The sequence below is a fragment of the Methylocapsa aurea genome (assembly GCF_000746085.1).
GTDB classification, from domain to species: domain Bacteria; phylum Pseudomonadota; class Alphaproteobacteria; order Rhizobiales; family Beijerinckiaceae; genus Methylocapsa; species Methylocapsa aurea.
Genome location: NZ_JQKO01000001.1, coordinates 1 through 22,706 on the forward strand (window position 1 = coordinate 1; position 22,706 = coordinate 22,706).

The following is a 22,706-nucleotide window of genomic DNA, read 5'->3' on the forward strand; positions in this document are numbered from 1 at the left end:
GAGCGTCGACCGAGCGTTTGCTGATCCGTCCCTTTGGCATGGCCCGACCCTCTGACTTTCTGCCGTGGTAAGCGTCCGGTAAGCACGGTAAGCGCTCGGTAAGCAGAAACAGGATAACGCCAGAATTGACGGGAAAACAAGGGGAATGATAATAGCCTTATAATAAACGGCTTTTTAGATTGTGGAAAAAGCAAGAAATCGCCGTAAAAATGAGGCCGTCAAACTTTTAATCAGAGGGTCATGGGTTCGAATCCCATCGCGCTCACCATAAAAATCAAATAATTAGAGAGAACCCTTGAGATCCTGGCCAAGATTGTAGACGAGCTAGTTAAGGAAGATTGTCGATTATTTCGCGGCGCCTGGGGTGAATTGACGATGCCTCGTGCTTTCGATCACCCGCGCCAGGTTTAGTCACCACACTCAACCCATCGCGTCGACAAATCGATTCGGCCATGATTTGGCGCCGCCTTGGTCCGAAAAAGGTTCACGCCAAGAAGGCGGTCCACGCCATGAATGGCGCGCCCGATAGCAGTGCGCGAACCGCGGTCTCGGTTTGATAGTTGCCGTTGATCGAGACGCGCGGCAAGGCCGTGAGCCGATCCGCGTGTCTTGGCCAGATGTGGCTTGGACGAGTGGTGACAGCGGTGAGATATTCGGCGCCGCGGGCCAGAGCAAATTCACGCGGACCGACGGAGCGGCTGTCGCCGGACGGATAGGCCAGATGCCGGACAGGCCGGCCGAGCCGCTCCTCGATTATGGACCTACTATCTTTGATTTCGTTCGCCACAGCGAACGTGTTCTGGCGGCGTAGAATTGGGTGACTCTGAGTATGGGACCCGATCGTCACATTTGGGTCTCGAGCCAGCACAGCGATCTCATCCCAGCTCGCGCATTGCTCCGCTCCCAATTGACTAAGATCCAAATTAGCTTGCGCGGCAAGTTCGGAAGGCACGGCCCGCATTTGACATTCTGGTCCCGCTTTGAGGCGTTGGCAGAGACTATGATACGCCGCATATTTCTCATCGGCTCCATGCGTCTTAAAGATGTGCTTCTCGCCATCGAGGATGACCTCAAAGGACTCCAGTGAGGCAATCGCCTCCTCAAGCTCGAGCCACCAAGGGGGACTGCGCCGGCTGGCAAAATCGGACACAATGAAAAGGGCCCATGGCGCCCCATGCCGTTTCAAGATTGGCCATGCATATGTGAGATTATCTCGATAACCATCGTCGAAGGTGAGCGCCGCGAAAGGCCGAGGCGTGCGCCTGCCTTCAAGTCGCGCCGGAACTTCGTCCAAGGCCACGACGTCAAATCCATCTTCATCGAGCAATGTGAGGACTCGATCCAGAAAATCTGGAGTGATTTCGAGGGATCGGTTCGGCGCGAAGCTCTGTTCGCGCCAGGGCCGGACACGATGAAACATCAGGATGACGCCAGAGCCACGCGCGGCCCAGCGAAGCCAACGATCCGCTCGGGTCGCCGCGATGGCGCTAAATCCGATTGTGAACAGCGCGTGTTTCCAGTCGATCATTATCGTTTTGCCGAACTTCGGAAGAGCGCCAGGCTGCGCAATTCCAGATTGACCCTATGACGATGCATCGCGGACGGATTGTCCAAGCCTCGTCGCGCCAGACGTCCGAGCAGCTAGAGCCGGATGATTTTGGACGGAATCGCAAAGCGATCTCGTCCAAAGTCTGAATCCGCCTCTCATCAAAGAGTTAGAGCATGATGTCGTCCGAAAACCGGTTTCCACTTTTCGGCATCATGCTCTAATGGCCCCTCGACATCCTGGCGCGCGCTAAAAGGCCGCAAAAAAGGCAGAGCGCTTGCCAAAAAGATGTCTCACTGAGTTGCGACGCCGCGTTGCGGGGCCATAAAAACCCTGATCCGGCTGATGTGAAAATCCGCCGGAAACGTTGTCAAAGCATCGGGTGGCTCCGCCCATCCCCCCACCGCAAGATTGACCAGGAGATACATCGGCTTGTGCATATCCGCCGGGGTCGGGGCCGAAGCGACGCGCCGCCCGTCGAAGTACCAAACGACCTCGTCCGCCGTCCATCGCATAGCATAGACGTGGAAATCATCGGAAAGGTCCGGCGTTGCGATCTTATTGGAGAATTCAACATCTTTGCCGCCGGCGCGCGAATGCGCCGTGGCGTGATATTCCGAAACATTCTGGCCCAGAACCTCCATAACATCGATTTCTGGCGGCCAGGTCTGATCGACGGGAAGCAGCCAGAAGGCGGGCCAGAGCCCTTTTCCCTTAGGAACGCGGGCGCATATGTCTACATAACCGTAAGTAAACGAAAAGCGTTGATAGGTGGTCAGCAGTCCAGAGGCAAAGGGCAGATTTTCAGCGAATTTCAGGTCAGGAATAGGGATAGGATGAGCGCGAATGACCAGTCCGTCCTCATCGAGCAGAAAGGGCGTGAGGCTGGCGAGCGCGGGGTGATCGCGACGCTGCCGCGGATCGACATAATATTGAAGCTCTTTGTTGACCTTGATCGTGCGCGCGCCCCAAGCGTAATGCGGCTCCCAAACGCCGCCCGGGGCCTCGTCCCAAAACCTTAGGCTTTTGAAGTCTTCCGTGAAGGCGAGCTCCCAATCCTCAGGCGGAACAGTCTCGGCGGCAGCCGGCGTAACGGCGATGGCGAGCCAGGCAAGTCCGGCAACCGCAGCAGCTTGCAAAAGGATGATGCGAATAGCCGCCCAACCCTTAAGTATGCCAAGGCTGCGCATCAAAGCGACAAGGCCTATAATCAAGGCAAGGCCGGAAGCCGTGCACGCCCATGCCTGACCCGTGATTCCTGCGGATCGATCAGCGGCAACCATCGCGCCAAGCAAAATCATGAATGCTGGTATGAAAATGCTGGCCGCGTGGGCCCAGGGCCTGAGCGATAAGGATATCGCGATCGGAAGGCTCGAAGCGACAACCGCAAGCGGAACGCACGAAATGGCCAGCGCCCTCGTGACCGGAGCGGCCCTTTCGAAGCGTGGGAACACAAGTTCAATCATTGGCCCCGCAGCGATGATCGCCAACGCCACCCCGCCAGAGAGGACGAGACACAGGAGGAGCGTCTCGCGTTCGACCAAACTCGAACCGGCGCCGGGCGAATGTTTCGCCATGTGGGCGAGGATCTTTGGGTAGCGGACCTGCGCGATCGTGGCGAACATCCCAATTCCGGTCAAGGCGAGGTTTGCGCCAAACGCGAACAGCCCAAAATCGTCCGCGGAGGATAATCCCGCCGAGATCCAGCGGTTCGCGGATAGATAGACTTCCCATACGCCGTTGAATGCAAAGAGGGGCAGGGCTAAGCGCAGAATAGGGACCAGCGGCGTGGGGCTTGTGGCAGTTGGGGAAACAGAACGCGACAGGAGAGCCGCGAGGGCACCATACCACAGCGCGAGGGCCATAAAGCATCCCGTCACGCCGCCAAAGACGAGACCGGCCAGACGCGGCGCGGTCAAGCCGGCGTTCAGAAGCAGGGCGGCGGCTGTGAATTCCCAAACCTTGGACGTGGCGCGAAACACTGTGACCGGTCCGTTTGCGATCATGAAGGCGCCTCCGGCGGCAATAGCCATAGCCGTGCCGATCACCGGAAGCGTCCCCGTGACCCAGGCGATCCACATCGCTAGCGGAACAACCAATCCGAGCACTATGGAACCGATAATCAAGCGGGAGCGCAGAATATTGGCGACCCAATCCGCATCGGCGCTGTCGCCGAGGGCAAGTTTTCGATCGGCCAGCTGCGATAGGCCAAGATCGGTCTTGGTGGCGTATTGGAACAGGCTAGTCAGAAGCGTGAAGGTCCCGAAGGCCGCGGGACCGAGAAACCACGGTGCAATGACCGAGGTTCCGACGCTAAGTCCGGTGACAATAAGGACGCCGGCCGCATAGCCGCTACGATGGCCGAGCCAGCGTAAGGCGGGCAGATGCCGCAGCCCGCCAATAGAGCGGGTTCCGATAAGAAGACGCAGCGCGCCGGTCTGCGAAATCGGGTTGTGCGTCAACATTGGCCTCGCCGCTTCGGCCGAGAGGCCACTTCATTGACAATATCGCCAATTGCGGCCGCAATCGGCGTCCAACCCAATTCTTCCCGAGCGTGCTTAAGAGCTCCGGCCGAACAGATTTCGTAGAGTGACGGGTCGTCGACTAAGGATTGGATCGCGGCGGCGAGGTCCTCGGATCCCATGCCCTTCGCGATTATACCGGTTTGCCCGTCGCGCACTTGCTCAATGAGGCCGCCAACCGGCGTGGCTACGATTGGAAGCGCAGCGGTCAGAGCGGCGGCCGCGACTCCGGATTGGCTCGCTTCGATATAGGGCAGCATCACAACGTCGGCACGCGCGAGAGCCTGTGCGATCTGCTCTTCATCGACCCAGGTGTTGATGATTGATGCGTTCGGCAAACCGGCAAGCTGCGATTCATAGGGTGAAATATCGCCAGAACCGACGATCTCGAGTTCAACCGCCACCCCACGCTCGCGCAGCAGGCGGTAGGCGTCGAGCAGGTGGCCCAACCCCTTGTAGGTGACGATCCGTCCGAAAAACAAAAGCCGCATCGGACGATGATGCGGGAACTTGCGCGGCGTGACGCTTCCCGATCCGAAAGAAAACGCGCCATGGGGCACGGTCCAAATGCGGTCCGACGGAAACCCGTAGAACTTCTCCGCGGAGCGACCAACATGATCGGATAGCACGATGAGGGCGTCGGCGCTGGCAATCTCCCAGCCAAGCACGCTCGCGCGAAAGGGGTAGTAGTCTCCCGGATGAAACTTGGCGTCGTGCAGAATGAGAATGAACCGACTGGCGCGGCGGCGTAGGACGGGAATGGCCGCGACATCCCATATTGCTTGGAACGCGCAGATTGCAACATCCGTCCGACGTTCGTTGAGTATCCCTCGAAAATCACGCGCCAATTGCCATAGGCCAAGAAGCGCCAGAGCGGCGTTTAGCTTGCCTCTCCAAGATGTCTTGTCGCCATGAAAGGTGCGCACCTTGCGCAGCGCGACATCCTTCATCGAAGTGGTCAGGATCGCCAATTGCGAGCCTTCGGAGGCGGACACGGTCAGCTGGAAACCTTGCACGTTCCGGAGTTCGCGCGCGAGCTCATATGTGAACTTGGAGCCAGCCCCGGCGCGCCCCCAGTGCCACAGCAAAATCTCGCGTGGCCGTTTGGGACTGGCCGTCAATGCGGGTCTAGCCTTAATTTCCGTATTGGTCGAGGCTTGACCGTTGGCCGAAGTCCTTTTCAGAATTTGGGAATAGGATAGGCCCTTGGCCGCCCACGGCCTCGCTTGAGCGTGGAGCCACCCTGTCGGTACGAAAGAGGGCATCGATGGAATGAATTTCATGTAAGTTCAGCTCCTAGTCCACCGGCGCAACTGTTGATGGGATTCGCGCCATCGACCGCAGACTCCGCATTGTCCGACCCCGAAGCGCTCCCCTAGTCGATGCTTGGAAGACCCACCTCATCTGATCGGCTTCATAGAATCCGTGAACGCCTTCGCCGGTCTGACAGGTGGTTGCGCAGCGAAATCGATCGCTTGTTCAAAATGACAACCTTGAGGAGGCAAACGCTTCGCGGTCTCCCGCACCAGAATCCAATAAAAAAAGAACGTTTCCATAACTGGCATTCCGAAGATGCCGGGCTCGCCAAATCCGGAAACAAGCACGAGCAAGATGATCCGATCGCGCGTTGGATCTGGGTCGCTCACGAAACGGCTGATAAGCAAGGAAACGTAGGCGAAGCCTGGCAAAGAGCCAAGGAAGCCGACCGAAATCAGTGATTGCAGAAACATATTGTGCGCATGCTTTGCCTGGTCCGCGAACATCGGATCTACGCTATTCGTGAATAGCTGTTCGGTGCCAAAATAGCCCCAGCCGAAAAATGGCCTTTGCAGAATATGTGTCCAGGCGATATCCCACAAGTCGGTGCGGCCCGTGAGCGTTAGGATTTCGCTTTCACGCCCTGTCCGGCTCAGCTTGCCGAATAATCCAACAATGTCAGGTAGCGCGCCGCATGCGGCCAACACTAGGGCGAATGCGAGCGCGCCCAATATGACAATGGCGACGCCGCCCCCGAAGCGGCTGGTTCGGCAGGCAACTAGTCCCCAGGCAATCAACAATGCGACAATTGCCGTCCTGCTTCCTGTTGCTAGGATCGTTGCGACGCTCAATGCCAAAATGACATAGCAAATAGGGCGACTGATGAACCCCTCTCGCCGCGCCGTCATCACCATCAATATTAATATCGCGGCGAATTGGCCGAAGACGTTCGGATGACCGGCAAAGCCTTGTAAGCGAGTGCCGGCTTCGGATTCATCAAGCGATCCTGTTAGCCACGTAATGTTCGGAGCCGCGACCGCGCCAATAATGCCGGCGCAGATAAAGGCGACGAGCGTCCAGACAAAGAGGCGGATGACGGTTTCCTCGCGGAGGTCTACCACGACAATGCAGGCCAAAGCGCCATAAGCAAAGAGGCCAAACGCCGCGCCGCCGGAAAAGGCCGGAACCTCGGACCACAGGGCGGAAAGGCCCGCTATTGCCGCATAGGCGAATAGCAAAACAATCTCCGGTTTGAAGAAAATGCGGCTGATGCTGCGCCAGCGCAGAAACGCGAGCCCAATTATCGCAGTCCAGGCGGCGATCTTTAACGCGACCTGGGAATCGGGCACGAAGGGCTCGCGCTCGCTGAACTTAGCATCGATCAGAAGCGTAACGAAGACGAGGATGGCGCCGATGGCGAAAGGGTGGCCCCGCGCGGCATTCAGATAAATAAACGCCAGGACAACTGCGCCAGCGGCCACAAGCGGGATCGCATAGACCGCCGCGCCAAGATCGACTGGCGCCGCGAGTGCGCCGATCCAAGCCAGCGCGAACGCCGGCGGAGCCCAGCCCATCGAGGAACGAAAGTTGGGCGCAGCAATCGCCACTCGACTGAACTCCTTAGCGCCCGGAATGCGCGGAGAGGCGGTGCGCCCAGTTGGAAAGAGGCCGCCATACCATCGCCGCCCCAGCGAGACAGCCTGCGATCAGGCTTCCCAAAATCCCGAGAAGAAGATTGGGGAACGCCGGACGCGTTGGCTCCTCGGGGGGAGTGAGGATGTCGACATGCGGTATGACTGAACTCGCCCGCGCGGTTTGACCGGCAAGGCGCACCAAAGCAGTATCGAGCGCTTTCCTTCCGGACTCCGCGTCGCGTCGCAATTCGGTGAGGTGGAGTTCGGAATGTTGCCTCCGAATCATCTCCTCGCGAATTGTCTTTATCGCGCGTTGCAGGGCGAGCTCGCGCTCCATCGAAGTGCTGGCTTCCGTCTTCATCGCTCGAACGAGGCGGTCGCTTTCAGCTGCAATCAGCTGTTCGATCGCCCTTTGGGGAATATCCACTGGCGAAACTGCGGATTTCGCGCCGGCCATCTTTTCTTTCAGTTTTTGAATGAAGGGCGAGGCGAGGACCTCTGGCGCGCTATCAAGTTTACCGGCTTTTTGTAGCTCGGAGAGCGCATCCGCGCGGGACTGCGCCTCAGTCGTCCGCGACCGCGCCAGAGCCGCCTCATTGCTCAATGTAGACAGCTCGCGCTCAAGGGAGATGGTCGCCCCCGTGTCGATCAGGCCGCTTTGGACAAGAAAATCCTTTAACGCAGCCTGCGAGGCGTCGGATTTGGCCCGCAATAGGTCAACCCGTTCGCTAAGCCATGCGGTGTGGTGGTCAATCGTCCGGCGCTTACGCGCCAATTGATCAGCGAGGTATGCCTTAAGCAGTGCGTCTGTCAGCGCCGCCGCCTTGGCGGGACTGGACGAGGTGAAGCCAAATTTCACCGTGTAGGAGCGACGGCCTTTTGAAACGGACAGACGGTTCAGGAGATTTTGACGGAGGTCGGACTCTGATGTGGTTCGTAGCCCGAACCAATTTCTCCAGCCTCCATTGAACTCGGGATCAGCCGCGAGAGAGTGCTGGGCAAGAACCGCAGCGGCCAGCGTCGGCGAAGAGATTTGGTCGATCTCCGACTGGATCGCGCTTTCGTCAAGCGGCTGGCGCATATATTGCGCCGAATCTGATGACGACTCTGGATCCGTGGGATGGAGAATAATCGTGGTCGTCGCCTCATAGCGACGCGGCAAAAACGGCCACGCCACCGCAAAAGCGATCATAACGACGGAAAATCCCATAAAAAAACGCGATATATAGGAACGCCAGAGATGTCGGTCCAATTTCGATCGCGATCCGCCGAAGGCGCCCCGAACCTGATCCCAGGGTTCAGCGGCGTCGTCGACAGACAACGGACTGCGGTTGACTTTCGCGTCCATGATTTCCAATCCAGGTGCTAGTTGCCGCTCATCGCGCTGGGCGGAGGGGTCTGAAGTTCCGGCCTGCTCGATGTCGGAGTTCGCGCAATAGGATAGAGGCGGTCGCGGAGAGACCCGCCAATCAAACGGAATACGATATACATAAGGGTGACCAAAAAGAACTCGATCACATTCAGAAAGCCGGCGCGAAAGCAAGAAAAGCGAAATCGGATTTCGTTCATGCAATAGCGCAGTCCGCCCCGCCGCCGGCGCTGCGCGATGCTGGTGCGCATACGCAGAAGGACTCTGGGGATCACATGAAAGCGCGCGCCGCTTAAGACAAGCCGAACATAGAGATCGTAATCCTCGAGCATGCCGAAATCAGGGCGATACCCCCCAACCTTGCGAAGCGCTTCCGTTCGAATCAACACCGTCGCATGGGTAAGCACGTTGCGCCAGCGCAAAGCTCGGGCGACCGCGTCATGATGGACGGACGAAGACTTCACCATCTCCGGCCCGCCCTCATCGTAAAATTCAACGCACCAGCCAGTGACTATATCGGTGTCGGGATGGGTCCTAAAATAGTCAAGCTGCAACTCTAGTCGACGCGGATCGCATATGTCGTCGCTGTCTGCGCGCATTATATATTTTCCGGAACAACGTTCGATCCCGGCATTCAGCGCCCTTGCGAGTCCGCGATTCTTCGGCAATCTCACAAGAGTCACATCGTCGATGCGGGAATCGATCGCATATCGAGAGATAACATCCTCTTGGGCGACGTCGACGGGGCCGTCCAACACAAGCACCAATTGGTCGGGTGGGACGGTTTGAGCGAATATGCTCTCGAGGGATTCCTCAAGATTTGCCGCGGTCTCGCCAGCATATGTTGATATTAGCGCGCTGACGGCTGCTTCTTCGTCTGCCTGCCGTGGCTGGGGGGAATGATCCCTGGTAGGCGTAGGAGGACTGCTCATCGTGCGCCCCTCCTCGAAAGGACGACGCGTGGCGTCTGACACAAGATCAAAATGTCAAGAACTATATTCCAATCGCGCACATAACGCTCGTCAAGCGCGACGCGAGTTGCATAGCTGACATCATTGCGGCCGCTCACCTGCCACAGCCCTGTCATTCCGGGCCGCACGCTCATGTAGAGCGCGGCGCTTGAACGGTAATAATCTTCGAGTTCTGCCCGGGTTACGGGGCGCGGCCCGACGAGGCTCATCTCGCCTCTGATGACGTTTAGCAATTGCGGGATTTCATCGAGGCTCGACTGCCGCAGAAGTCTTCCAATGAAGGTCACGCGCGGATCAAAGTTTAATTTGCGACTTTGCAGCCATTCGTCTCGCGCGGACGGATGATGGTCGAGATATTCTTCCAGGCAGCCATCGGAGTCAGGTATCATCGTCCGGAACTTTATGCATTTGAAAGAAATTCCGTTCGCGCCGACGCGATTGCCAAAGTAAAGGACAGGACCGCCATCCAAAGCAATCGCCGCCGCTGTCATGACCATCAAGGGTAGGGCGAACAACAGAAGGGCCGAAGCCGCTATAATGTCGAAGCAGCGCTTGGCTAGATAAGCCGTTTGCTTGACCAAATGGAAAGAGGTCCGGGGCGGCGTTTGAGGTATTTGAGGAGTAATCATTTTCAAGCTCATCCTTTGCGGGCGCAGAAAAGACTGCGTAAGCTGAGAGGCGTCGCGAAGACGTTCTCAACGATTGATAGATCCGCTCTTGGCCGCAGCTTGAATCGTCTCCCCCAAAGCCGATATCAAATAATATTGTATTAATCGGCAGCGCATTAATAATAGTTATTATTATTTATAAAAGCGCATTGCATTGGTACAGCGAACCAAGCCAAATTTAAATAATCTATATATGACACTTTTATGTCAATGTGGTGCTCTATATAGCGATATGCATAGATGTAGCTGTTCTAAACGTCAACAAAAATCGGAGTGTTTGCTAGATATTATTATGTTAATACTAGTTAGTAGTGATGATATATTATAATTCGAAATAGATAGTTGATTTAATATTGTTGCGTATGCGGATCCGGTGCGTTGTCCGATGATGTTGGCGTCTTGTCGGGGGGGGGCGAAAAAGTTCTCGGAATTGCTCGGCGTGAAGGCGTTGATTGCAATGCGAATAGCTTCTCACCAAACAGGGATAGGTCGCGTGGCTACCGCGCGCAGGAGCGCCTCGAGTGTGGAGAACGCGTCTCATCCTGAGCCTCTTGAAGGATGGATTAGCTTGGAGTCCGGCGCGTAGGTGGGGCGGATAACCTCGGAGTCGCGCGGGCCGCTTCCTTGGCTTGCCGCGCGCCAGGCGCCTTGTGAGTTGGCGGGTTGTCAGCCGCGCGACGGCAATGCCGAGCGGGAGCCGGCAACGAGAATCTGATCGACATATAAGAGGGAAGGCGTCGCGCTCCTTCGGGCCGTCAAGCACCCAAGGCGCCACGAGGTCTCCATTGGTGGCCTAGCCGTGACGATCGCATTTTTGAGCGCTTCCCGATCAGATAGGATCATCTGATTGAAAAAAATCGCGTTAGACCAAGGAGTTGGAGCATAATATGCTCTGGCTATAAGCGTGAGGAGCCAAGGCAAGACAGCGCATCTACCTGTGGGCGTGGATGAGAGACAATGTCGAAGTCGGCGGCGGCGCTGATCAAGAGGAAAATCAACATTGCGTTGGCCGCCAATCCCGTTGGCCAATTATTTGCCCGGATCGGCATCGCTTGTCGGAAGACATTGTGTCGAGCGGTCGAACGCATGGGGCCGGCGTCAAATACCGTCGAGAACCACACGGAAGGGGGCCATCGGCTCGGCGGACCAAAGTAGACATGGCGCCACCTTTGGCATGCATTTCGAGTTGGCAAAGGCATCCATTTTTGCCGCTGCTTTCGGGGATCATGCGCGAGCGGACGGGGCCGCAGAGTCTATCCCTGGCGTCAGGATCAACCAGCGCCCGCACGATTCGCCAACGCGCGCCGCGTCACTTTTGAGAACGATATGCAGCGCTACTTGCGTGAAGGAGCGGTGACAGTTTCTTGTCAATGTAAATTGCCGCGCATGAACTAATAAAGGCCATTAGCATATTAATCATAGTTAAATATACGTATATATAAGTATATACTAAATGTGTTACTTGCAATATGATATTATCAGGTGTATTAATTAACTATATAGAGCCAAGAGAAGAGCCTTTTTTAAGTTCGTATTTGAAATCAACATTGTATGGCGTCTCAAGGCTTTATTATGTCACTACCGAGTTTCCGGGGAGTTTGGCCATGTGGCGCATTAATTATCGTTTTGGGGCTGCGTTTCAGCGATTGTCGGCGCTAAGCCGTCTAACAAAAGTAAGTCTTGGCGTACTTCTAGTAATTCCATCTGCATTTGTCGCCTCAGAAGTGTTTTCAGGGAGCCCTGATCTCAGACTATTTAAGCTCGAAAAGGATAAGAAAGCTCCAATCGACTATGGGTACGGTCCGGGTAAAGGAAAAAAGCCCCCTATTGGGGACGTTAAGCTCACTAAGAACTTCAAGCTCAGTCAGGGCCTTCGCCTTTTGCAAACCCCGACAGGCGGGGGCGGCGGCGGCTTTTTTGGTCCGGCTTTTCCGTGGCCGATCATCCCGCTTCACATGGGGCTCTTGCCGGATGGACGCGTCTTGACCTACGGCACCGATGAGCAGGGTCAGCAGGGAGCGCAACTCGTCTATGACGTTTGGGATCCTGCGATTGGGACTGGAGCGGACTCGCATCTGATCCTTGCCAATACGACACAGACGGACATCTTCTGCAGCGCGGCGAGTCTGATCGGGGAAGGTCTTTCCGGCAGCACAAGTCTGTCCGGCAAGATGCTGATCCTCGGTGGCGATGTCACGATCAATGGAACGCGAAACTATTCGGATAATAATATCGATATCTTTGACCCGAGCAATAATGCGCTGATCGACGCGGGGAGGATGCAATTCAAGCGTTGGTATCCTTCAATCACCACTTTGCGCAACGGCGACAAGCTGCTCCTCGGCGGGCAACTCACCCCGGGGGTGGGCGCGGTGACGCCGGAAGTCTTCAATCCGACGTCTGGCTGGAGAACCTTGTCGTCGATTTCAATAAGCGACGTAGACGAATGGTTTTATCCGAGGGGCATCGTTGGTCCGGATGGCGCGGTCAATCTTCTCCAGCATAATGGTAAGATTTTCAGGCTCACCACCAGCGGCTCGGGAAGCATGAATGATACGGGCGCGCTGATGGCCCCGGGGAGAACATATTATCCTTCAGTGATGATGCCCGGCTTCACCCCTAATAAGGTGTTGATGGTGCGCGCCAACCAGAGGGCTCAAATCGTTGATCTTTCCAGCTACCCGCCAGCGGTGAGCGATGTCGACAACATCCATCATGATCGCATCTGGGGGAATTTGACGCTGCTTCCAGACGGAGGAATCCTCGCCACTGGGGGATCCTCAGTCTACAACGAGACGACCGGCAATGTCGCCTATCAGTCGGAGGTCATGAATCCGCGCACTGGAACTTGGACAGTTGGCGCCTGGGCTTCAATACCGCGTCTTTATCATTCGGCGACGCTCGTCCTTCCGGACGGGTCGGTGCTGACCGCGGGCGGCGGCGCTCCAGGGCCGGTGAACAACCTCAATGCGGAGATTTATTATCCAGCGTATCTGTACAACTACGATGGCTCTGGAACAGCTGCGCCGCGACCGACAATCGTTTCCGCCCCGACGACGCTCCAATTAGGACAGAGCTTCACGATGACTGTCGGAGCTAACGACCAGGTCGGCTATATCAACCTCGTTCGCCTCGGCTACAACACCCATGCCTATGATTCGGAGCAGCGGCTGATCCCCGTGCCGTATTCTCAGAGCGGAGCGACGGTTACGGGGTATGTGGACTCCTCGCCAGAGAAACTTCTGCCCGGCTATTACATGATCTTCTTATTCAACACCCAAGGTCACCCAGCGCTGGCGAAAATAGTCTCCATACCCCAATCCATTCAGTAACCGGCCAACGGGGCAGGCGGCGGCGAAATCGAGTCGCCGCCGGCAAAGACGCGCCGAAGCTACGGACAGAGCGACGGATCGACGCCAGCACGCTGGGCGCTCCGTCGCGATCTTGGATCCCAGCGTCATGCACGATGAGGCCGACAAGGTTCCCTTGCGTATCAGTGACGATGTGGCGCTTGCGTCCCTTGATCTTCTTCCCGGCGTCGTAGCCACAAGGCCGCCGCTCTCGGTCGTCTTCACCGGCTGGCTGTCGATGACCCCCCGGCGCGCCAATCCGACGGAATCACAATCCTTTGAAGTCACCCACCTCTTCATTCAGTCAGACGCTGAGACCTTAAGGGCGGTCTACGGCCGCGCACATCGACCTGTTTCGCCCGGAGGGTGTTGAGCATGGATGACCTTGGAGGACCGTCCAGGGTGGGAGCCGAAGCGGCCCTGGAAATGAATTTTATGCTTGAGTGTTGCTCAACTTCCACAGCGCTTAGCCGATTTGGGCGTTAAGATGCCGGTCGGGATCAGATCATCTGAGCCTTTTTGACCAAGCGTTCGCCATGTCCGCCGCATCTCGACACACTGACACGCCCACGGCGGATGCAGCCAAGGTGCTGATCCGGCTGGGATTAGCGCTTTTGATGATTGGCCTGCCTTGCGCCGGCGTCCTCTCGCGCGGCGCGATTTACGTTCTCTTGCCAACCGGCGCGATCGTGATCCTCATGGGCGCATTGCTTGACGCGCCGAATCATGGGGCGCGGCAATTGCGCGTCGCGCTGCTTTCTTCGGCGGGCGCGGCCGCGCTGTTCTTGACGTTCTGGGCAGGCTTGTCGCTGCTCTGGACGCCGTTTCCGGCGATCGCCGGCCAACGCTTTCTACAGACAGCTGGAACCACCTTTCTCGTCGCCATCGTCGCCGCCTATCTTCCGGAAAAGACGAAGGCTTTCGACCTTTATCTATTGCCCTTCGGCCTCGTCCTGACAGCCTTGGCGACGCTCACGCTCGCGCTTTTGGGGCTTGAGTGGTTCTGGCACGGCTCCGAATTCGACGAGACGCTGTTCAATCGCTCGGTGATCACGTTGATCGTCCTGGTCTGGCCCGCGCTCGGGGCGCTGTCCCTGCGGGAACATTGGATATCGGCGGCCGGACTCGCCCTCCTCGCCGCCGCTGTGGCCCTGGCGGGATCGGCTCAGATCGTTCTGGCGGCGATGGGGGCGGGAGCTTTCGCCTTCGCCATCGCCATGTCGGAGCCGGGCCGGACGTCTCGATTCCTCGCCTACAGCTTGGCGCCCCTGATCCTGTTCGCTCCCGTGATTGTGCTGCTTTACGTCGTCGTTTTCCGATTGACGGGTTTGGAAGCGGGACCGGGATCGATATCGATGGAAATTTGGAGCGATCTGATCACCGCGCAATGGCCACGTTTGATAACCGGGCATGGCTTCGACATGGCGAACCGCGCTCTGAACCTTGGCTATTTGCCGGCGCAGGCGCCAAGGAGCCTGCTATTCGTCCTTTGGTATGACCTTGGCCTTGTCGGCGCCTTCGCCTTTGCGGTGTTGACCGCGCGCGTTTTCTTGCTCGCAGGGCGGATTCCCGCCCTTGTCGCGCCCGCCGTCCTGGCCGGACTTGTGGCGATCTTGACTCTTGCGTTTCTGGGCGTTGCGACCGCCCAGATCTGGTGGGTGACCCTCGTAGACTGCGCCGTTGTCGCCTTCGCGATTCTCATCAAAGGGGTCTACCGCACGCGGCGGCCGAGCGCGCCGCCGAGCGAGCCGGTCCCATTTGAGGAGGAGCTGGACCTGGATCGGGCGCGCCCGTCGTGGGAGATCTGACGCCGTTCGGGTTTATGCGATGAGGATGGCTTGGATGATGGCTGGGCCATCGGGGCCAATGATGCCTTCCCTTAGCGGCATCGCGAAAATTTGAAAATGCGGTTGCTGGTTCTTCGCCGCCAGTCTTTCGCCGCGTGTCTTCGGATCTTGACTTCCGGGCTTAGGACAGGAGGCAAGCGCGCGTCAGAGCGCCGCAATTGAGCGGTTTCTCGCAATCAATGTCGCGATTCCTTTGCTAGGGCGCTTCCCGATCAGATCGAATCATCCGATCGAACAGGAATCGCTCAAATTCAACGAGTTGGAGCATGTTCTAATCGAAAAAGTCGATCAACTTTTTCGGAACATGCTCTAGGCGCTCGGGACAATAACGAATGAGACCCAAGAAGGTCTTGCGGGAGCAGGCCAAGCGGTCTTAACATTGTCAGATGATCGAGGCAGTCATCACCATCAGAAACGCGCGCGAAGGCGATGCTCAAGGCATAGCCGACGTGCATGACGCCGCTTGGCGCGACGCCTATCGCGGCATTATTCCAGGTCGCGAACTGGAAAAAATGATCGCCCGGCGCGGGCCGCTCTGGTGGCACTCGGCGATCGTTCGCGGCTCCCGCCTTCTCGTCCTGGATTTCGATGAAACGATCGGCGGCTACGCAAGCTACGGGCGCAACCGCGTGCCGTCCCTACGTTATGGCGGGGAAGTATTCGAACTCTATATCGCGCCGGAGTTTCAGGGGCTGGGGTTCGGCAAGCGTCTATTCGAACTCGCCCGCAAGGATCTCGCCGGGCATGGCTATTCGTCCTTTCTCGTTTGGGCCTTGGCGGACAATGAGCGGGCGGTGCAATTCTATACAAGGCTTGGCGGCCAGAATGTGCGTCAGGCCGAAGAGCGCTTCGGCTCCGAAACGCGCGCGCGGCTTGCCTTTGCTTTCGAGTAGGGTATTTTGCGGCGCAGCTAGCGCATGAACCGGGAAGCGGTCCCAGCTTTCCGACGGACCATGCATCATCAAAAGCTAAAGAGCGCGATCCGGTCGAGAGGATTGCGCTTTGGGGCCCCTACAATTCCGCGAAGAGGCCGTGGCCAAACGATCTGGACGACGAATAGATCTAGAGCATGTTCTGATCGACTTTTTCGATCAGAACATGCTCCAACTCGTTGAATTTGAGCGATTTCTTTTCGATCAGATGATTCCATCTGATCAGGAAGCGCTCTAGGCGTCCTGCGGAGCTGACGGTCCTGAAAACCCGCCCATAAGGGCGGCGCAAACCCATCAATGCTTTTTTGGAGATAAGTATGCGCCTTGACGCGATTTCGATCGGCACCAATCCGCCGTTTGAGGTGAATGTCCTCATTGAAGTTCCGATCGGGGGCGAGCCGATCAAATATGAGCTGGACAAGGAAGCCGGCGTCTTGATCGTGGACCGCTTTCTCTACACTTCGATGCGTTATCCGGGCAATTATGGCTTTATCCCGCATACTCTGTCGGAGGATGGCGATCCCTGCGACGTCATCATCGCCAATACCCGTGCGATCGTGCCGGGCGCGATCATGAGCTGCAAGGTCGTCGGCGTTCTACTGATGGGAGACGAGGCCGGCCGGGATGAAAAGATCCTGGCGGTTCCTTCCGCGAAGCTGACGAAACGCTATGCGAACATCGAGAATTTCACCGATCTTCCCGAGATCACGCTGCGTCAGATCGAGCACTTTTTCGCCCATTACAAGGATCTTGAACCGGGTAAATGGGTAAAGATCGAGCGTTGGGGCGATGCCGAAGAGGCCAGGCAGATCATTCTGACCTCGATTGAGCGGGCGAAGGCGGCAAAGCAGGCCTGACCGGCCTGATTGCGCGAGAGCGAATGGATCCATTCAGCTTGGATCCTGACCCAGTCGGTGAATTTGTAGCGGCCGAAGACCACCGTGGATGCGTTCGAGGCGACGAGGGCGCCATTGCCGAACAAGGGTGCGTTGTCGATCCAATTCCCCTTGAGGTAGCTGACGCCATAGCTGCCGCCAATTGTCAAACATTCGAAGAACGTATGGCTGCCCTGGGCGTAGAAGCCTGATGATTTGCGCTTGGCGCCATCGATGCTGACGCCGTCGAAATAGAGGGCGGTCGTGCCGAGGCCGACTCCGTAATAGCCATAGCCGAGAAGGCTCACCGGACCCCAATCCAATCTCGCGCCGCCATCGACCGCGAGGGCGCGCGTATTGGCGCCCGGGGCAAGAAAAACGGCATCGCCCACTTCAGCGCGATGCTGCTGGGTAAGGCCGTCGGTCCAGGCGGTCAGCTTCACATCCGGCGCGAGATTGCCGACAAATTTCAGGCGCCCCTGGAATCCGGGCTGATCATGCGCGGTCAAAGTGCCGGAGAGGCCGGTGGAGTCGAACTCCTGATAAGGCGAGAACGCGCCGATCGAAGCCGTAAAGCCGTAGAAATCCGGCGTGGTATAAGTGACCTGCGGAATCCAATCGGCATAGACATAGCCGAAAGCAATCCGGCCGAGGCTGGTATTGGAGGGGCTCGCGTTTCCCGCAATCGTTCCCGCGCCGAACAGCGTGAAATCGTTGATAATGGCATCCGAACCGAACAAGCCAATGTCGCGGCCGATCTTGATCGTGCCGAAGGCAGGCGCGCCGATCGTGCCGAAGACTTGGCGAAGATCGATGCCGGGCGTGCTGAGGGCAACCGCAGCGCCGCCGCTATTAGCGTTCAAAAGGCCCACTTGGATGTTATTGCCGCCCATATAGAGCCCCAAGGTGAAGCCGAGATCATAGCCCATTTGATTGGTGGCGAGGTTTAGCACCAGGGCGCTCGGAAGCAGGCCGGAGCGGATGGCGTTCGAGTTATTGACGGTGCTTCCGCCGCCGAGGCCACCTGCAACGATGCCTGTCCCTTGTTGCTTGAATTGTTCCGCTCCAAAGAAAACCAACTCGCCAGAAAGTCCGACGTCGACCTGTCCGATATGGGCGCCGATGCCCTTGTCGAGGCGGGGGAGGGGGCGATCGTCCGGTACGATGACGACTTTTTCTTCTTTGACCAGACGTTGGGCTGGCGGCGCGGCGCGCTGCTGGAGTTCAGCGGCATGGCGCGCTTTCAATGTCTGATATTCGCCTTTCGTCAGAATCCCCTTCGCCTTGAGCTGATCGAGCAATTGATCCGTTGTATCCGCGCGTGATGGGCCAATACCTGAAAGGCTCATTACGATTACCCAAGCCAGCATCAAGCTTTTGTTGCGCTGCGCGCGATGCAATGAAGTCAAGGCATGGCTTGTTGTTGTCCAATCGGCCTTGACCGCGAGAACGGCGTCGGACGCGCGCTCGATGTCATACGTGCGGGAGCAGAGCTTGGTCTCTTTCGCCAGCGACAAATTGTCTAAGGAGTCCCATAGGGCGCGAAGCGAGTCGCCACAATACGATTGGAATAATTCTTGATTGGCCATGCGTTCGGACTTGCTCACGGGGCGCCTCCCACAGCCGGCCTGACGCCGGCTTAGCGTCGATCCTCTGTCTTTCGACTTCGGGAAGTATTAGTCCGCATGACGTCTTGCTGGTCAACGCTCAGAATAGGTAAAGCTAGGCAAAGAGCAAAAAATATTCCGTGAAAAATCCATATTTCAGCTAATAGTGCCGCAACTCGCGACAGCGTTGTGCAAATTGGCGTAAAATACGACACTGCGACAATACGCGCGGGCTGAATATGCAATTAACTTTGTATTATGACTACTAGTGATGAAAATACGACACTGCGACAATCGGCGTATGCCGACAAAGATACTTTTTAGCTAGTATTATTGTAACCAGGGACAGTTGGAGATTATATATCGCAAATTGTGAACTGTGAAGGCGCCGCGATGGGCATGGTTTCTCTTCCCTCCATTCAATCAGCGCGGGCCAAATTCTTTGGCCGGGGCGAATTGCCGATTGATGAGGTGGAACAGCCGATCTTGAGATCGTGGCTGCGGTGCGCCGAACTTGGGCTCGATCAAAGCCGACTGCCTCACATCGAGCCGCCAGACAAACAAGAACTTCAGACCCTATGCGAGCGTCATGAACGATTGAGGCGACTGTGTCGTCCGGAGCTCGATGCGCTTAACGCCGAGGCGCGAGACACAGGCGGCATAGTCATCCTGACCGATGCGCAAGGCGCGGTTCTCGATGTGGTTGGCGATGTCGCTTTCGCTGGCCAGGCAGCCGAGGTTACGCTGCGGCCAGGCGTCGGCTGGAGCGAGGGTTCCGCTGGCACAAACGCCATCGGGACGGCCCTGGCTGAGCGACGCGCTGTCTCCGTGCATGGCGCCGAACATTTCTTTGAAGCCCACAAGTTCCTCAGTTGTTCGGCCATCCCAATCACAGATCCGCGTGGCGTGGTCGTTGGCGTGCTTGATCTATCGGCTCATGCCCGCGTTCAGCACATCCATGCGCTCGGCCTCGTCCGTCTCGCGGTGGATCAAATCGAGCACCGCTTTTTCAATGGCGGCGCTTTCGATGGATACACGGTCTTGCGTTTCCACACCGATCCCGCCGTGGTCGGCGCAGTCCGAGAGGGTCTATTGGTGTTCGATGACGGCCAGCGTCTGATCGCCGCCAACCGCCGCGGTCTCTCGTTCGTCCAGCGGGATTGGAGCGTCCTGGATGGCGCCCGGTTTGAAGAATTGTTCGAGGCGCCAAAGAGAACTTCTCGACCCAGCGAACTGATCGGTACGGACGGCAGGCGTTTTTTTGGAATCCTGAACTTGCCGGCCGATTGTCACGCTCTCCCCAGCGATTGCCCCTGGGATTTGCGGGATAGGTGCTTCACCGGGCCTTCCGCCGGTCTAGCTGAGCAGAAATTGCGGGACGCCGAGCTCTCGGCCATGAGAGCCGCGCTCGACGCATGTGACGGCAATGTCAGCAAAGCTGCTCGGCGGCTTGGAGTCCACCGCAGCACGCTCTATCGACGCCTCTTCAATGCGGACAAATAGAACGGAAATCTGAGCGCTTCCCTCCAATCAGATGATTCCATCCGATCGGGAAGCTCTCTAAAGAATTTTTTATCGCTTGCGGGTCAGCCGGAACACGCCTTGTTCGCCGAATAGATTCCAGATCCATGGCGCGCTATAGGCCAATGGCGCGCCGAAACGGTCGAGCGCGACGCCGCGCTCGATGCGGGCGTCAATCTCTTGCACCAGCGCCACGAAGTCCAAAATCGTGCAGAAATGGATGTTCGGCGTATCGTACCAGGGACATGACAGATTGCGCGTGAGCGGCATATGGCCGCCGAGCGCGACCTGCGCCCGAATCCGCCAATGTCCGAAGTTCGGGAACGACACGATCGCGTGTCGCCCGATCCGCAGCATATGTTCGAGCACCTTGCGCGGATGGCGGGTCGCTTGCAGGGTCTGCGACAAGATCACGTAATCGAATGCGTCGTCGGGATAGGCTTCGAGATCTGTGTCGGCGTCGCCCTGAATGACCGAAAGGCCTTTGGCGACGCAATCATTGACGCCGCGCTGGGAGAGTTCGATGCCGCGGGCGTCAACGCCCTTTTCCTCGGCCAGAAGCCGCAAGAGCGCGCCATCGCCGCAGCCGACGTCGAGGACGCGGCTGTTTGGGTCCACCATATCCGCGACAAGCAGCAGATCGACGCGCGCGGCGTCGGCGATCGTCGGCGGGGCGCCTGCCGGATTTTCCTCATTGCGCAAAGGTCAGCTTGCCCTGGTCTTGGCGGGCGGCAAGCCGCGCGCGCGCGCCGCCGCGTCGAGAAACCCGCGCGAGGTTGCGATGAATTCGGGAATGTTCAGCAAGAATGCGTCATGGCCTCGATCCGTCTCGATGTCGACAAAGGACACCGAAGCCCCGCCCGCGTTCAGCGCATGCACGATCGCGCGGGAGGCCGCCGTCGGGTAAAGCCAATCCGAATTGAAGGAAACGACGCAAAAGCGCGTCTTGGCGCCCTTGAAGGCCAGCGCCAGCGAGCCGTCGTAATCGGCGGCGAGATCGAAATAGTCGCAGGCCCGAGTCACATAGAGATAGGAATTGGCGTCGAAACGGTCGACGAAGCTCATGCCTTGATAGCGGAGATAATTCTCGATCTGAAACTCGGCGTCGAAAGAAAAGGTCGGCGCGACGCGGCCCTGCAATTTGCGTCCAAACTTGCTTTGCAAGGCCTCGTCCGACAAATAAGTGATATGCGCCGCCATCCGGGCGACTGCGAGCCCCTTGGTCGGAATGACGCCTTCTTCGAGGTAGCGGCCGCGCCGCCAATCGGGATCGGCCATCACCGCCTGGCGCCCGACCTCGTGGAAGGCGATATTCTGCGACGAATGCTTGGCGGCGGTCGCGATCGGCATTGCGGCGAAGACGCGCTCCTGGAAACTCGCCACCCATTGCAGGACTTGCATGCCGCCCATCGAACCGCCGACGACGCAAAATATCGTGTCGATGCCCAGATGGTCGATGAGCATGGCTTGCGCCCGCACCATGTCCCTGATCGTGACGATCGGAAGGTCGAGGCCATAGGGGCGCCCGGTCGTCGGATTGAGCGAGGCCGGCCCCGTCGTTCCCATGCAGCCGCCGACGACATTGGAGGAGATGACGAAATAGCGGTCCGTGTCGATCGGGCGGCCGGGTCCGACCATGGTCTGCCACCAGCCGGGCTTGCCGGTGATCGGATGATCATTGGCGACATGCTGGTCGCCGGTCAGCGCATGACAGACCAGGACCGCGTTCGACTTGTCGGCGTTGAGCGCGCCATAGGTCTGGTAGGCGATCGTCAAGGGACTGAAGGAAATCCCGGCATCCATTTGGAGCGGATGTTCGGCGCCGAAATGCGCAACAAGGCTATGCGGCGCGTCGACTTCGCGCAGGCCCGCCGCCTTACTTGCCGAGACGAGTGTCACAGGGCTGCCGATCGTTCGATATGGCGAACATTATGTCCGTTACTTAGGAGAAGGCCTCCCGGAGTGTCAAGATTATGTCGGCTTATTCTTCGTCGCGATGACAAATAGGCGCGATGAATTTTCTCTTCGCTGGGAATAATGGAGGACGGCGTTTTGGTCAGCAGCCCGCGGCGCGGGCGTCAGCCCAGGCGCTTGCGGCCGGCGCCGGAGACGAGCGGAACCGGCAGCTGCGCCCCAGCTTCGTCGAGAATGGCGAATTGGTAACGTCCGGCGTCGTCGCGGCTGACGGAATAGCGCAATCGTTCGACGACATGGTTGCCGGCGTCGAAGGTCAGAACGGCGGGGTTGAGATCGATGATGTCCGCACCATCCACATAGATCGAGCTGCAGATGATGAGTTCGTCCCCCGGCTGGCAGGTCCGGGCCGCCGCGCCATTGAGGATGCAGCACCGCGAACCGCGATGACCCAAAATGACATAAGTCGAAATCCGCGCTCCGGAATTCTTGTTCCAGATATCGACGAATTCGAGCGGAAGAATGCCGGCGGCTTCGCAATGCTCCGGGTCAAGCGTGATCGAGCCGTGATATTCGAGGTTCGACTCGGTGACGCGGATGCCGTGGAGCTTGCCGCCGATGACCTTGCGCATGTTCCAAAATTCCATTCATAGATCGCAAGCGTAAGCTGAGCAATCGTCGCCCTCTCTCCAG

At 57.8% G+C, this 22,706-nt stretch carries 16 protein-coding genes and 2 pseudogenes; 5 read left to right on the forward strand and 13 right to left on the reverse strand.

Going from position 1 to position 22,706, the window contains the following annotated elements; all coding sequences use genetic code 11:
- Positions 1–484 precede the first annotated feature (484 nt).
- The 7 genes and pseudogenes from DL86_RS00005 to DL86_RS00035 form a co-directional block, all read right to left on the reverse strand.
- Positions 485–1,528: a polysaccharide deacetylase family protein gene (locus DL86_RS00005; RefSeq protein ID WP_036257137.1), complete on the reverse strand. Its 1,044-nt coding sequence runs from the start codon at positions 1,526–1,528 to the stop codon at positions 485–487.
- A gap of 311 nt (positions 1,529–1,839) precedes the next feature.
- A complete protein-coding gene (locus DL86_RS18480; RefSeq protein WP_051952435.1) occupies positions 1,840–4,011 on the reverse strand; it encodes a family 16 glycosylhydrolase in 2,172 nt (723 codons plus the stop codon).
- On the reverse strand, positions 4,005–5,189 hold the full coding sequence (locus DL86_RS18485) for a glycosyltransferase family 4 protein (RefSeq protein WP_162180371.1): 1,185 nt from the start codon (positions 5,187–5,189) through the stop codon (positions 4,005–4,007). Before DL86_RS18485 ends, DL86_RS18480 begins: the two co-directional genes overlap by 7 nt.
- A 279-nt stretch (positions 5,190–5,468) precedes the next feature.
- Positions 5,469–6,674 carry an O-antigen ligase family protein gene (locus DL86_RS00020; RefSeq protein ID WP_162180372.1) on the reverse strand — a complete coding sequence of 402 codons (1,206 nt, stop codon included), beginning with the start codon at positions 6,672–6,674 and terminating at the stop codon, positions 5,469–5,471.
- Between the two features lie 271 nt (positions 6,675–6,945).
- Positions 6,946–8,532 (reverse strand): GumC family protein, encoded by a 1,587-nt coding sequence (locus tag DL86_RS20365; RefSeq protein ID WP_245276153.1) that lies wholly within the window; start codon positions 8,530–8,532, stop codon positions 6,946–6,948.
- Between the two features lie 53 nt (positions 8,533–8,585).
- Positions 8,586–9,260: pseudogene (locus tag DL86_RS00030) on the reverse strand (glycosyltransferase); the annotation flags it as partial.
- Entirely contained in the window at positions 9,257–9,928 is a 672-nt protein-coding gene (locus tag DL86_RS00035; RefSeq protein WP_245276178.1) for a sugar transferase, read from the reverse strand. The pseudogene DL86_RS00030 and the gene DL86_RS00035, both read right to left, overlap by 4 nt.
- A gap of 1,643 nt (positions 9,929–11,571) precedes the next feature.
- On the opposite strand from DL86_RS00035, the gene DL86_RS00045 reads away from it, so the two are divergent.
- The gene (locus DL86_RS00045) at positions 11,572–13,299 is read left to right on the forward strand and encodes a galactose oxidase early set domain-containing protein (RefSeq protein ID WP_162180374.1); all 1,728 of its coding nucleotides are present in this window, start codon (positions 11,572–11,574) and stop codon (positions 13,297–13,299) included.
- 73 nt (positions 13,300–13,372) lie between these two features.
- On the opposite strand, the pseudogene DL86_RS19000 reads toward DL86_RS00045, so the two are convergent.
- A pseudogene (locus tag DL86_RS19000) lies at positions 13,373–13,563 on the reverse strand (transposase); the annotation flags it as partial.
- Positions 13,564–13,853: 290 nt separating this feature from the next.
- On the opposite strand from DL86_RS19000, the gene DL86_RS00055 reads away from it, so the two are divergent.
- Together DL86_RS00055 and DL86_RS00060 are read left to right on the forward strand one after the other, a co-directional pair.
- A complete protein-coding gene (locus DL86_RS00055) occupies positions 13,854–15,125 on the forward strand; it encodes a hypothetical protein (RefSeq protein WP_156964402.1) in 1,272 nt (423 codons plus the stop codon).
- Between the two features lie 425 nt (positions 15,126–15,550).
- Complete coding sequence (locus tag DL86_RS00060; protein ID WP_036257149.1) at positions 15,551–16,057, forward strand: GNAT family N-acetyltransferase; 507 nt, start codon at positions 15,551–15,553, stop codon at positions 16,055–16,057.
- 169 nt (positions 16,058–16,226) lie between these two features.
- On the opposite strand, the gene DL86_RS20195 is transcribed toward DL86_RS00060, so the two are convergent.
- On the reverse strand, positions 16,227–16,391 hold the full coding sequence (locus DL86_RS20195) for a hypothetical protein (protein ID WP_202899139.1): 165 nt from the start codon (positions 16,389–16,391) through the stop codon (positions 16,227–16,229).
- Positions 16,392–16,413: 22 nt separating this feature from the next.
- Between DL86_RS20195 and ppa the strand changes: the two genes are divergently transcribed.
- Positions 16,414–16,953, forward strand: a complete 540-nt coding sequence (ppa, locus tag DL86_RS00065; RefSeq protein ID WP_036257150.1) for an inorganic diphosphatase — start codon at positions 16,414–16,416, stop codon at positions 16,951–16,953.
- Here ppa and DL86_RS00070 read toward each other — a convergent pair.
- Entirely contained in the window at positions 16,836–18,578 is a 1,743-nt protein-coding gene (locus DL86_RS00070; RefSeq protein WP_245276154.1) for a porin family protein, read from the reverse strand. The two genes, ppa and DL86_RS00070, sit on opposite strands and share 118 nt — an antisense overlap.
- Before the next feature lie 393 nt (positions 18,579–18,971).
- Here DL86_RS00070 and DL86_RS00075 point away from each other — a divergent pair, with 393 nt between their 5' ends.
- Positions 18,972–20,081: a sigma-54-dependent Fis family transcriptional regulator gene (locus DL86_RS00075; protein ID WP_036257151.1), complete on the forward strand. Its 1,110-nt coding sequence runs from the start codon at positions 18,972–18,974 to the stop codon at positions 20,079–20,081.
- 69 nt (positions 20,082–20,150) lie between these two features.
- Here the strand turns inward: DL86_RS00075 and metW are convergent, their stop codons facing one another.
- From metW to panD, 3 genes are all read right to left on the reverse strand, one after another.
- Positions 20,151–20,801, reverse strand: coding sequence for a methionine biosynthesis protein MetW (gene metW, locus DL86_RS00080; RefSeq protein WP_036257152.1), 651 nt, complete (start codon positions 20,799–20,801; stop codon positions 20,151–20,153).
- Positions 20,802–20,804: 3 nt separating this feature from the next.
- Positions 20,805–21,998 carry a homoserine O-acetyltransferase MetX gene (gene metX, locus DL86_RS00085; protein ID WP_036257153.1) on the reverse strand — a complete coding sequence of 398 codons (1,194 nt, stop codon included), beginning with the start codon at positions 21,996–21,998 and terminating at the stop codon, positions 20,805–20,807.
- Positions 21,999–22,177: 179 nt separating this feature from the next.
- On the reverse strand, positions 22,178–22,645 hold the full coding sequence (gene panD / locus DL86_RS00090; protein ID WP_036257846.1) for an aspartate 1-decarboxylase: 468 nt from the start codon (positions 22,643–22,645) through the stop codon (positions 22,178–22,180).
- Between the last annotated feature and the right edge of the window lie 61 nt (positions 22,646–22,706).